The sequence below is a fragment of the Pseudalkalibacillus hwajinpoensis genome (assembly GCF_015234585.1).
GTDB lineage: Bacteria > Bacillota > Bacilli > Bacillales > Guptibacillaceae > Guptibacillus > Guptibacillus hwajinpoensis_B.
This window is the reverse complement of sequence record NZ_JADFCM010000008.1, coordinates 1,582,841-1,595,823: the sequence shown is the minus strand read 5'-3', so window position 1 is coordinate 1,595,823 and position 12,983 is coordinate 1,582,841. Positions and strand designations below refer to the sequence as shown.

The following is a 12,983-nucleotide window of genomic DNA, read 5'->3' as shown; positions in this document are numbered from 1 at the left end:
AGCGGGTTGGATAAAGAAATAGACCACTTACGCAAAAATGACGAAAGAAGAATTGATCGCAGAACTTCAACCAGAGTTGCCGGAACTATTCCGTAAATGGGAGGATGATATTCAAACAGCTTTGTTGGATCGTGATACAAGTCCTGTTTTGTATCGTGCTGTCGGTAGCGAGATTCGCAACATGGTTTTTAGTGCCAATCAATTAGACAAGTCGAATTTCACAAATCTTCCTCTTACTGTCATTGGAAGAGATGGAGAAAATGCTTCCAAACAGCAGATAAAAGCAGGGACTCCTGCAAATGAAGCTGTCACTTTTGAGGAAGTTTGGGAGGAACTGATTTTCGAACAAGCGCAACTCGCTACTGGTTCACGATACATAAAGGCAAAAGGATCGGGGCATAATATTCCTTATGACTGCCCTGAGCTTGTAATAAAAGAGATGTCTTGGCTCTCACAAGAGCTTTGAGCGAAATAGTTTTTCTCTGCTCATACATCTTCTATAATAGAGATATACCATAAATTGCAAAGGGGAGAACTACATGGCAATTGAAAACCCGACTCGAGAAGAAATCGGCAAGATTCTAAAAACAAATAAGCGAATTGCCGTCGTTGGTTTATCAAATAATCCAGGACGTACTTCATTTATGATCTCGCAGGCCATGATGGATGCAGGTTATGAAATCATCCCGGTTAATCCAACAATTGATGAAGCGCTCGGCATAAAAGCGGTAGATTCATTGAAAGATATTAAAGGTCACGTAGACATCGTGAATGTATTTAGAAGAAGCGAATTTCTTCCTGATATTATGAAAGAAACCGTGGAAATTGGTGCGGACGTTTTCTGGGCACAGCTTGGCGTAATGAATGAAGAAGCTTATGAATATGGGAAAAAGCATAATATGAAAATGATTATGGATCGCTGCATTAAAGTTGAACATGCGATGACGAAATAGGGCGTTGATACGCCCTTTTCTTATGAGGTAAGAAGAAAAATTAATGTCACCTGCGCACTTATCGTTAATTGTCCAGGTTGTATTTGCGTACTTTGAACTTCGCTAAACATGCGAGGTGATGGTGCTACAGAACCAGTTTCAATGATTCGGTGTGGTGTATTTGGTAGAGAGATATGGAGAGACTGAGCGATTGTTTGAGCTTTTTGATTGGCTTTTTCCAAAGCGGCACTTAACGCTTTCTGATAGTAAATATCTGGGTCTTTTATCTCAAAACGAATATCTGAGATGACATTTGCGCCAGAATTTACCGCAACGTCAATGACTGCTCCTGCTTTCTTCACTGGCTCAACTGTAACTGTCAGTAAGTGTGTAACTTTGTATCCGAGAAAGATTTTAGTGTTGTCTTCATACCGGACGTTTTCTTCGATCCTGTAATCAGACGTTTGAATGCTTTCTGTCGGTATTCCGATTGATCGCAAAGACGATACAATCGCAGCGATTATTTCTGCGTTTTCTTCTTGAGCTTCCGTAACCTGCTTAGAAGTTGTGGTAGCACCTGTAATGATAGTGGCGATATTAGGAGTTGCACTCACTTCACCCGTTCCAAATACTGTTATTGTATTGTCGCATTGACACTCACTATTTATACTTTCATTCGATTTTGTCATTTTTCACACTTCTTTCTATTAGTCTAAACAAATCATTGCGATTAAGAGGACAGAAAGCTTCTCTTTTGTTAAAATTTTAGTAGTCGTTTCGATACTAAGGAGGAATGCATGTTGCCAGAAAAAATTATGTTAGAAAAGTATGCAGAACTTGCTCTTAAACGAGGAGTTAATTTACAAAATGATCAAATGCTAGTTGTAAACGCTTCTATTGAAGGAGCTGATTTCGCACGAATCGTCGTAAAAAAAGCCTACGAAATAGGCGCTAAGACTGTACATATCAATTGGAGCGACGATGATCTTGACCGTTTATGGTATGAAAACGCAGCCCAGGATGTGCTTGAAAACGTACCAGAATGGCGTGTGAAAATGTTTGATCATTTCGCAAGTGAAGGGGCAGCGATACTATCAATCCGCTCTACAAACCCTGATCTACTAAAAGGAATTGAATCTTCTCGTATCTCAGCATCGAATAAAGCGAGCGGAGAAGCGATGAAGAACTTCCGTAAATACACGATGAATGACAAAATTACGTGGTCAATTGTAGCTATTCCAAATAATGAATGGGCAAAAAAAATCTTCCCTGATTCATCAGAGGAACAAGCTGTTGAAAAGCTCTGGGATCAAATCTTCAAAATTACTCGTGTTGATCAAGAAAATCCAGTAGCAGCCTGGAATGAACATAATGCCACTCTTGCAAAAGCAAGAAAAGTATTGAATGACAGACATTATAAAAAGCTCGTCTATAAGGCTCCAGGGACGGATCTTGAAATTGAATTGCCTGAAGGGCATATTTGGAAAGGTGGTTCATCTATTTCTGAGCAGGGCATCGAATTTAATGCCAACATGCCAACAGAAGAAGTGTTTACATTACCGCACAAATATGGCGTGAATGGTACCGTTTCAAGTACAAAGCCACTAAGCTATGGTGGTAACTTAATCAATGATTTCTCACTTACTTTTAAAGAAGGTAAAGTGGTAGACTTCTCTGCAAAAGAAGGATATGAAACCCTTGAGAATTTATTGAACATGGATGAAGGCTCTCGTCGACTCGGTGAAGTCGCCATTGTGCCACATCAATCTCCTATCTCTCAATCAGGACTTATTTTCTTTAATACCCTGTATGATGAGAATGCTTCCTGCCATCTTGCTCTGGGTAAAGCTTATCCAAGCAGCGTAAAAGGTGGAGCTAACATGGACGATGAAGCATTAGATCAAAATGGGGTAAATAACAGCGTAACTCATGTTGATTTTATGATGGGTTCTGGAGAAATCGATATTGATGGTGTGAAGGAAGATGGATCTACAGAAGCGATTTTCCGTGATGGAAATTGGGCAATTGATGTGAACTAACGAAAAAAACGCTCTATCTGGTTTAATCAGATAGAGCGTTTTTTATCTAGTTTAACCTGTTGAAAATTGAAAGTCTTATGAAGATCTTCCTATAATAAAGAAAAACAGTGAGTGGTGATATATGATGGGAACTGTTGAGAAGCTATCTGGGATTCGTTTAAAAAATTACCTTGATTTTCGTAAAGATCCATTAGGTTTCTTATTGAAAACGAGGGAAGTGGCTGATTTTGTAGAATTAGGAGCTTCCTCTTATGTTGTTCATCAACCAGAGGCGATTAAGCAAATACTAGTTACAAACGCAGCATCCTTTCATAAAGGAAACTCCGCTTCATTACTCAGTCAAACGATTGGTAGAGGCTTGCTTACTTCTGAAGGGCAAACCCATGAACGCCAACGAAGATTGATTATGCCCGCTTTTCATAAAGAGAAAATGGCGCAATATGTAGAAATTATTCTAGATGAAACAAATCAGTTTATCAAAGAATGGAATGACGGAGATGTTATCTGTATTAGCTCCGAAATGATGAAGTTAACACTACGGATTATTATGAAAACAATGTTTGGACAAGATGTTTCAAAACCAGAAAGTGCTGAGCTAGTTAAAGCAGTTACCCATATTATTGAAAAATCAGCCGGAGATTTATTCTTACCTTTCCCTATTCCATCGTTTATTCCTTCAGAACGTAATAGACGCTATCAAGTTGGGAAAAAGCGATTAAACGAATTGGCTGATCGACTTATTGCCCATACTCCAAAAGGTGATCATTTATTAGCTCTCCTTCAGGAAACCACGTATTCTGATGGCTCGGCGATTTCAAGAGAAGAAATAAGGAGTCAGATTTTGACGATGTTAATCGCGGGACATGAAACAACAGCCAATGTCATGTCATGGATGTGGTATGAACTCTCTGTACATTCCGAATTAGAAAAACAATTAGTGACTGAATGGCGCTCTATAAACGATCACGACCTTAAGAATCGACCATTAACAGACCAGTTTTTTAAAGAAACGTTAAGACTTTATCCTGCAGCATGGGTATTATTAAGAGAAGCGTTAGAACCTGTTGAGATAAAGGGCCATCCGTTCAAAGCTGGATCGTCGTTTTTAATCAGTCCTTATATCATGCATCGTAATCCTGCTTTTTTTGAAAACCCCGAGCAGTTCTCTATTGATCGAATGAAAAGAAAACAAGTTCCGTTCACATACATCCCGTTTGGCGGCGGTCCTAGAAGCTGTATTGGTAGTCAGTTTGCTACATATGAAGCTCAACTCATTTTCGCTACAATTGGTAAAAGGTTTCATCTTCAACAGATTTCGATCGATCAACGTGTGGAAGCAGAGCCGCTTGTTTCTTTACGAATCAAGAATGGGCTATTAATGAATGTGCATAAACGAAAAATTAGGTGATAAGATGAATGAAATGATTAATGTATCCGTTCGACCTCTTGTCGAGTATGCGTTTCGAAGGGGAAGTATCGATGCTCGTTTCCGTACAGCCACAGCGATGACGGAAGGAACTCGACTTCACCAGATGATTCAGAAGACTTATGGAGAACATGATAAAAAAGAAGTGCCGTTTGAAACGAATTTGATTTATGAAGAGATGACTTTTCATATTGAAGGTCGATGTGATGGCCTGCTTAAAAACGATGAACGATTCATTATCGATGAGATTAAATCCACGTCACTCCCGCTTACTGAAGTGGATGAAGGGACACACCCAGTTTATTGGGCGCAAGCGAAATGTTATGGATACATGGCTGTTGAGGAATACAACTTAGAGAAAATCACGATTCAATTAACATATATCCAGTCAGAAACAAATGAGATTATACGATATCAAGAGGAAACAACTGCGTCTGAGTTAAATGAGTTTATGAAATGGGTTGTCGAACAGTATGCTCCATTTGCTAGGTGGAAGCAAAAGCATCTAACCATGCGTGATGAGAGCAGCAAATCACTCACTTTTCCGTTTGATTCCTATCGAGAAGGTCAGCGAAAGTTAGCAGCAAGCGTCTATAAAACGGTTCAAGATGAAGCGACGTTGTTCGCTACGGCGCCTACAGGAATAGGAAAAACGATTAGTACGCTATTTCCAGTTATTAAGGCAATGGGAGAAGGGTATGGTAATAAAATTTTCTATCTCACAGCCAAAACGCTAACGAGAGAAACCGCTCAAGAAGCTTTTGAATTAATGGAAACGAAAGGACTTCATGCTTCATCTGTGACCATTACCGCAAGAGATAAAATTTGCTTCAAGGAAAAAACCATTTGCGAGAAAGAGTATTGCGAATATGCCAATGGCTATTACGACCGAATTAATGATGGAATGCTTGATATTTTGCATCATGAGACGCGTATCACTCGAGAGGTTATTGAAAAATATGCTCATAAGCACCGACTATGTCCGTTTGAGCTATCTTTAGATTTGTCTTACATGGCTGATGCGGTTATATGCGATTACAATTACTTGTTTGATCCTCGTGTTTCTTTAAAGCGACTTATTGAGGAGCAAAAGAAACAAACGACGGTTCTTATAGATGAGGCGCATAACCTCGTTGATCGGGCGAGAGAAATGTATTCTGCCGAATTAATGAAGTCACCCTTTCTTGAGTTGAAGCGGAATTACAAAAGACAAAATAGTGAAGTATCAAGCGCAGCAGCATCGATAAATAACACGTTTCTTACGTACAGAAAATCGACGCAGAATGGTTCGTTAGTTCAATCCGAAATTGATGAAGAGCTTATTGTTCAGCTTGATACGTTTGTGCAAGTGAGTGAAGTCGAGTTGCTTGAGGAAGGAAGCGATGAGCTTTTACTTGAAACGTATTTTTTAGCACAGAACTTTATTCGAATTGCAAAACTTTATGATCAGCGATATATGACGTATGTAGAGGCAGGAAAGTCCGAGGTGAAAATCAAGCTCTTTTGTTTCGATCCTTCGCATCTCCTTCAAAAGATGCGGAAGGGGTTTCGATCGAACGTTTTCTTCTCAGCTACTTTTACACCTTTCTCTTATTATCAAAACTTGCTTGGTTGGAAAGAAGAGGATTACGCTGTGAAAATCCCTTCTCCTTTTCCACGTGAACATGCGAATGTTTATATTGCTCCTCTTTCGACGAAGTACCGCGATCGTGAGCGCACACTACCAAGACTTGTTACACTTCTTCAAAAAGTGCTTCATGAAAAAAACGGCAATTATTTGTTCTTTTTCCCGTCATATGGCTATATGGAACAAGTTTTTGAGGCATTCACTTCTCCTGACGAAGTGGAAACAGTCATTCAACAGAGCGGGATGACGGAAGAAGAAAGGGAGTCGTTTTTAAAAAAATTCACATCTGATCGAAAAGGTAGCTTAGTTGGGTTTGCTGTTGTAGGTGGCATCTTCTCAGAAGGGATTGACTTAAAAGGGGATCGCCTTACAGGAGTGGTGGTCGTTGGAGTAGGGCTCCCTAATTTTGATACCGAGCGGCAGCTAATGAAATCTTACTTTGATCAAGCTGGAAGAAATGGTTTTGACTACACTTACGTTTACCCAGGCATGAACCGTGTTCAACAAGCAGGCGGTCGACTCATTCGAACAGAAACCGATCGAGGTCTTTTATTGCTAATTGATAGTCGTTATTTAGAAAAACGCTACCAGCAATTAATACCGTATGAGTGGCAACACTTTAAACTAATTCAAGTACCTTAGGTCTTCACTGGCGTTTTGAACTGCTTGCTCACAACTATTCATTTACCAAAACCCCCGCTCTTTAAGTGTGGGGGTTCATTTTCCTGCTCATCATGCCTAAATTGCTTCTTAATAACTCATCTCCCAAAACGTATACTCATACCTTGGAAATCTTACTTGTGAATCTTTTACAATTATGGAACATTACATTTTCGAGTCATTCTATTTATTATGGTTTAGTATTAACTTGGGAAGGAAATGGTGAACAAGGAAATCGAACGTATTAAGGAGATCATCTATGAATTTATTGTTCACAATACTTCTATTTATTTTAGCAGCGATTGCCACCTATTTCGTTGCTACTCGACTTGCTATGTATGGCGATGCCATTAGCGAGAAAACAAAAGCGTCATCAGCGTTTATGGGGATTATTATTGGTGCTGCTATATCATTGCCAGAATTAACATCAAGCGTGACGGCAATTGCTATTGATAGTCCAGATCTTGCTATCGGGAATTTGCTTGGGAGTAATTTATTTAATCTATTAGCCCTCGCCGTTCTTGATATGGTCTACCGTCGCGAACAGATTATGGGACAAACAGATATAGGAAGTAAGCTCTACATCTATCTTGTCATTGTGATGACGTTAATCGTTGTAGCTGGATTATCATTAACGCTACCAGCGAGCATTTATCATATCGGATATAGTTCGATCATTCTTGTTCTTGTGTATTTTGCTGGTGTGAAATGGATTAACAAATTAACAGAAGAAAAAGTGAAACGGAGAAGTCGAAAGAATGAAAAATACGGTGAGTTTTCATACCAAAAAGTTCTAACGATGTTCATCTTATCCGCTGTCGGTATTATGATTGTCGGAACGGTATTAACATTAACTGCCGATCGAATTGCGGAAAGCACAGGATTAGGAGCTTCGTTTGTTGGATCCTTTCTTGTAGGAGCGAGTACTTCTTTGCCTGATGCTGTAAGTGTTGCAACAGCGTTGAAACTTAAGAATTACAGTATGGGAATAACCTCACTTCTAGGAAGTAACGCATTTAATATCATGCTGCTTTCGTTTACAGATGCTATTTATCTTAAGACAAACTTATTTAGGCATGCTAGCATGTCTAATATTGTGACAACCGTATCATCAATTGTGGTGGTGCTCGTCATTTTATATAGTATTACAAGAAAACAAAAACGTAGCACGCTTTTTTATATGGTGCCATCCACTTTAATTGTCTTGATCTATTTTGTCGCTACGTATTTCGTCTATCAGATGAAGTAAGTTGCAGAGAGTTAATACTCTCTGCAACTTTTTTTCTTATCTAGAATACTCGATGTGACAGAGATGGTAACGCTACCGAAAAATAGTCCGAAAATAATTGCAAGTTTTAAGTTAAATATACCGTGGAATCCCCTGTGATAGATTAATTTATGGAGGTACGATCAATGTCAAAAGGGAAAAGTATTCACGCGTTAATTATTTTATTATTTACCCAGTTCGTTTCTGGAGGGGTGACGAATACAAAGGGGATTGTACTTGATAAAGTTGAAACGGATATTGGACTTGATATGAGTCAATTCGGATTAGTTGTCTTGATATTCCAACTAGGATTTACGCTCGCGAGTTTGATTTTCGGTTATTTAACAGATAAAAAAGGGTTAAGAATAATGGTGGTTTTTGCAACGATTGTCATGGGACTCGGTTTTGCAGGTACCGGATTTGCGCCAAACATTACATTCTTCTTAGGTTTCTATATGTTAATTGGGTTCGGGCTGGGAGCGCTTGGTGTTGCTTCCAATGCGATTGTACCGGCTGCATATCCAGAGAAGCAGAATCAAATGTTCAATTTAGCGATGGGGATCTATGGACTTGGGATGATCGTCTTTCCACAAATCCTTAACTACATGTTCCAATTTGCATCATGGCGATATTTCTATCTTGCTATTGCCATCTTAAATATTCTCGTTATTTTTTATGTCACATTGGTTAAATTCCCTGATGGAAAAGCAGAAAAAATCAATTTAAAAGCATTTATACCAATGTTAAAAGATGCACAAATGATTTTCTTAATGTTCTTCTTAATTTTCGAAGTATCTGCAGAAGTTTCGTTTACTAATTTCTTCCCGCCTTACTTAAAATCTCTTGAATTAGGAGGCATATCTACCGAGGCAAAATCGGATATGGTCGCAACGATTCTATCACTCTTCTCAGTATTCTTTATGATTGGGCGCTTAGGAGTGGCTTATCTTGCGAATAAAATCAACGAACGATTGATTATGATTTCTTTCTCATTAGGATCAGTCATTATCGTAGCGGTCAGCTTCTTCTTTGCGAACCAGGTACCTTATTTATTTGCTGGAGCAGGACTTTTCTTCTCTACATTGTTTCCAACCGCTACGGCATTTGGAACGACTATTTCAAAAAATCCCGGTACTGCACTAGGTTTAATCTATGTAGCATCTGGTATTGGTGGTGGTATCGCAGGATACATCATTGGAATTGTTTCAGAAGCTTTCGGAGAGAAAGGTGGATTTGGTCTCGTCATTGTTTTCCTTGCCCTAATGTTTATCGTTTCTCTATTCTTAAATTCAAGTAATACAAAGCAAACTGCAAGTGAATAATACTCACACGTAAAAAAAGGCCGCCGGTAGTTATACCGGCGGTAAATTTATATTCATCTATTGGGAATAGAGGAATGCAGTGTTAAGCTACTTGCGCTCGCTTTGCTGTTTTCGTAACAGCACTGTAGATGCGAGGTGAGATGAGAGCAGCTACTATTGATAAAATCACGTCTTTCGGCAGTGGAGCAACCATCCACATCCATGCCATTCCATAAGTAAATCCTTCAGGCGCTTCAGCCCAAAACTTGTATGCGAAGTACATATAGTTTGTTCCTAGAACATAATTCAAAATAAATCCAGTAAAGCTTGCGATCATGAATGTTCTCATAGTTGGTTTAGATTTTGATTCTACGATTTTCCCTGCTACATAAGCAACTAAAATGTAAGATAGAATAAATCCAAATGTTGGTTTAAATAAGACGGCAGGACCACCAGTAAACTGCGCAAAAACTGGCGCACCGGCAAGACCAACGAATGCGTAAACAGTCAATGAAATAGCGCCAAGACGACTGCCGAGTAGAAGGCCAGCTAAAATAGCGAAAAAAGTTTGGAGTGTAATGGGCACGCCACCGACAACAAGGAATTGAGCAATATTTGCTCCAACGGCCATTAATGCTGCGAACATACCTGCGTAAACTAAATCAATTGTTTTCATTTTCCTCATGACTGATCCTCACTTTCGTTATCACTATAATGAATCGTAAAAGAAAAATCAAATTGTGTCAACATAAATTTATATTGAGTTAACATTAATGTTAGCAAGTGAATGAAATTAATTGGTTTTAATGGGATTTAGTATTTAAATAGTTTATATACATTTAAACGACACCCTTTATTTATATAAAGTTAACATATTTTTGTTTGTGGAAACGAAAACTTCAGTCAAGATCTCTCCAAGTGCGGTCAATGAATTGTTATTTTAACGAAATGTTTTTTGCGGAGGAATGAAGACGATTATGAGAAAACGCACTACTCAACAAAAAATCTATGGTAAACTAAGAGCGAAAGTATGTTGAAAGGAGCCTCTGTATGAACTTGTTAAGAGGAACTCTCCTGTCTATTTTATTGCTATGTTTCGTACTTGCCGTTAGCACTGCTTTCGCAAATGGACAGGATGAACAGCTTAAAAATGTAACAGGTGAGGTTCAAAAAAAGATGATCCGCTATGAAGAACCAAAACTTAAGAATGAGACGGCTCAAAAAGATGAAAGTAATGTTGAAAATGAAGCAGATGTAACAAGTGAAAATGCAGAAGAGGCGACAAATACGCCAGTTGAAAAACCTTATTATTATCTTATTGTTAACGAAACTCCTTATTTAGCCGATAAATCTGATTGGGAGTCGGTTGAAGAAGGTCATATCGTTACGCTTGGTTATGAAGAAGGTAACGTGCATGTCGTGAAAACAATTGATGAAGAATAGACAATAAGGTACAATACGGTTCGATGTTTTTTTCTCTCCTGCCACTGTGCAGGATTTTTTAATACGGAAATAATCGTCGTTCTCATAGTGGGAAAACTTGAAGGAACAAAGAAAGTCTTTTGCTAATAAAAGCTTAGAGGAATCATTCCTTTTCTATTGAGACGCATTCAGTAAGAAGCTGTAAACCACTGCCTGGCTATTAAAATGACTGCGATGTGGCAATGCTTTAAAAAAAGGATAGGGTATAAGAAAATATAGAAACACCCGTTCTCGTATGGTAGGCTAGTCTATACAGCAAGTTGAAAGGGGAAAAACATGGTAACAAAACAAAAGCAAGAGTATAGTGACGATTCAATCCAGGTTCTTGAAGGCCTTGAAGCGGTTAGAAAGCGTCCAGGTATGTATATAGGAAGCACGGACTCAAGAGGTTTGCATCATCTAGTTTATGAAATCGTTGATAATTCAGTTGATGAAGCTCTTGCAGGACATGGGAATGAAATCAACGTTACTTTATATGAAGATAATAGTGTCAGTATAGAAGATAACGGTCGAGGTATGCCAGTTGGAATGCACAAACTTGGCAAACCAACACCAGAAATTATCCTTACGATTCTCCACGCTGGTGGTAAATTTGGACAGGGTGGTTATAAAACGAGCGGTGGACTACACGGTGTAGGCGCATCTGTAGTAAATGCTCTCTCTGAATGGCTTGAAGTGACCATTCATCGCGATGGATTCATCTTCAAACAACGTTTCGAAAATGGGGGTAAGCCGGCAACAACTCTCGAAAATATTGGGAAAACGCGCAAAACGGGAACGACGATTCATTTTAAGCCGGATACATCGATGTTTAGCACGCTAAACTATAACTACGATACCCTTAGTGAACGTTTACGTGAAGCTGCATTTCTGCTTAAAGGACTAAAGATTGAACTGAATGATAAGCGTCATGACCGCAAAGAAGTCTTCTATTATGAAACCGGTATCGAGGCATTTATCAACTATTTAAACGAAGACAAAGAGACGCTTCATCCAGTTGTCACCTTTACCGGTGAGAGCAATGGTATTGAACTAGATTTCTCTTTCCAATACAATGATGGATTTTCAGAGAATGTTCTCTCATTCGTAAACAACGTCCGAACGAAGGACGGTGGAACACACGAATCTGGAATGAAAACAGCCATTACGCGCGTGATCAATGATTATGCTAAGAAAGTGAATCTACTTAAAGAAAAGGATAAGAATCTTGAGGGGAACGATATTCGCGAAGGATTTACGGCCATTGTTTCTGTTCGTATTCCTGAAGAATTGCTGCAGTTCGAGGGGCAAACGAAAAGCAAGCTAGGGACAAGTGAAGCACGTTCAGCGATTGATGCGATCGTATCCGGTCAGATTTCTTATTTCTTAGAAGAGAATCCGTCCATTAGTGAAATGCTAATAAAAAAATCCATTAAAGCCGCTCAAGCTCGGGAAGCTGCAAGAAGAGCACGAGAAGATGCACGATCTGGTAAGAAGGGTAAACGCAAGGAAACCATTCTAAGCGGAAAACTGACTCCAGCTACTTCGCGTAATCCCAAAAAGAATGAGCTATACTTGGTTGAGGGAGATTCAGCTGGAGGCTCAGCTAAACAAGGACGCGATCGTCGTACGCAAGCAATCCTTCCCCTACGAGGGAAAGTTATCAACACGGAGAAAGCGAAGTTGCAGGATATTTTTAAGAACGAAGAAATCAATACGATTATTCATGCTATTGGAGCGGGAGTCGGACCTGATTTTACTATAGAAGATTCAAATTACGATAAAGTAATTATCATGACGGATGCCGACACCGACGGCGCTCATATTCAGGTGCTTCTATTAACTTTCTTCTACCGCTATATGAAGCAGTTAGTTGAACATGGAAAGGTATTCCTTGCTCTTCCACCGCTATATAAAATTAGTAAAGGTAAAGGCAAGAAGGAAGTTGTGGAATACGCCTGGGATGAAGATGGCATGAAAGAGGCTATGAAAAAGGTTGGTAAAGGCTATACGATTCAACGCTATAAGGGTCTAGGTGAAATGAACGCCGATCAATTATGGGAAACAACGATGAATCCTGAGAGCCGCACATTGATTCGCGTAAAGATTGAAGACATTGCTCGTGCAGAACGGCGCGTCTCCGTTCTTATGGGAGATAAAGTCGAACCGCGAAGACAGTGGATTGAGTCCAATGTGGCATTCGGATTAAATGAAGAAACAAATATCATCGAGAATGAGAACATTTCCATTATTGAAGAGGAGGCGTAACA

Annotated in this window: 11 protein-coding genes; 9 read left to right on the top strand and 2 right to left on the bottom strand. The window is 39.3% G+C overall.

What is annotated here, in order from left to right:
* Positions 1-52: 52 nt before the first annotated feature.
* Together IQ283_RS19785 and IQ283_RS19780 are read left to right on the top strand one after the other, a co-directional pair.
* Positions 53-466, top strand: a complete 414-nt coding sequence (locus tag IQ283_RS19785; protein ID WP_206759492.1) for a hypothetical protein — start codon at positions 53-55, stop codon at positions 464-466.
* Between the two features lie 73 nt (positions 467-539).
* Positions 540-953 carry a CoA-binding protein gene (locus IQ283_RS19780; RefSeq protein WP_194221780.1) on the top strand — a complete coding sequence of 138 codons (414 nt, stop codon included), beginning with the start codon at positions 540-542 and terminating at the stop codon, positions 951-953.
* A 20-nt stretch (positions 954-973) separates the two neighbouring features.
* Here IQ283_RS19780 and IQ283_RS19775 read toward each other — a convergent pair whose 3' ends face one another.
* On the bottom strand, positions 974-1,621 hold the full coding sequence (locus IQ283_RS19775) for an SIMPL domain-containing protein (protein WP_194221779.1): 648 nt from the start codon (positions 1,619-1,621) through the stop codon (positions 974-976).
* 126 nt (positions 1,622-1,747) lie between these two features.
* On the opposite strand from IQ283_RS19775, the gene IQ283_RS19770 reads away from it, so the two are divergent.
* The 5 genes from IQ283_RS19770 (at position 1,748) to IQ283_RS19750 (ending at position 9,273) form a co-directional block, all read left to right on the top strand.
* Entirely contained in the window at positions 1,748-2,971 is a 1,224-nt protein-coding gene (locus IQ283_RS19770) for an aminopeptidase (RefSeq protein WP_408962621.1), read from the top strand.
* A 124-nt stretch (positions 2,972-3,095) separates the two neighbouring features.
* A complete protein-coding gene (locus IQ283_RS19765) occupies positions 3,096-4,379 on the top strand; it encodes a cytochrome P450 (RefSeq protein WP_194221777.1) in 1,284 nt (427 codons plus the stop codon).
* A gap of 4 nt (positions 4,380-4,383) precedes the next feature.
* The gene (locus IQ283_RS19760) at positions 4,384-6,666 is read left to right on the top strand and encodes an ATP-dependent DNA helicase (protein ID WP_194221776.1); all 2,283 of its coding nucleotides are present in this window, start codon (positions 4,384-4,386) and stop codon (positions 6,664-6,666) included.
* A gap of 277 nt (positions 6,667-6,943) precedes the next feature.
* Positions 6,944-7,933, top strand: coding sequence for a sodium:calcium antiporter (locus tag IQ283_RS19755; protein WP_194221775.1), 990 nt, complete (start codon positions 6,944-6,946; stop codon positions 7,931-7,933).
* Positions 7,934-8,097: 164 nt separating this feature from the next.
* Positions 8,098-9,273 (top strand): MFS transporter, encoded by a 1,176-nt coding sequence (locus tag IQ283_RS19750; RefSeq protein ID WP_194221774.1) that lies wholly within the window; start codon positions 8,098-8,100, stop codon positions 9,271-9,273.
* An 82-nt stretch (positions 9,274-9,355) separates the two neighbouring features.
* On the opposite strand, the gene IQ283_RS19745 is transcribed toward IQ283_RS19750, so the two are convergent.
* Positions 9,356-9,937 (bottom strand): biotin transporter BioY, encoded by a 582-nt coding sequence (locus IQ283_RS19745; RefSeq protein WP_194221773.1) that lies wholly within the window; start codon positions 9,935-9,937, stop codon positions 9,356-9,358.
* 365 nt (positions 9,938-10,302) lie between these two features.
* Here IQ283_RS19745 and IQ283_RS19740 point away from each other — a divergent pair, with 365 nt between their 5' ends.
* Positions 10,303-10,695, top strand: coding sequence for a hypothetical protein (locus tag IQ283_RS19740; RefSeq protein ID WP_194221772.1), 393 nt, complete (start codon positions 10,303-10,305; stop codon positions 10,693-10,695).
* 315 nt (positions 10,696-11,010) lie between these two features.
* Positions 11,011-12,981, top strand: a complete 1,971-nt coding sequence (parE, locus tag IQ283_RS19735; protein ID WP_194221771.1) for a DNA topoisomerase IV subunit B — start codon at positions 11,011-11,013, stop codon at positions 12,979-12,981.
* Positions 12,982-12,983: the final 2 nt, after the last annotated feature.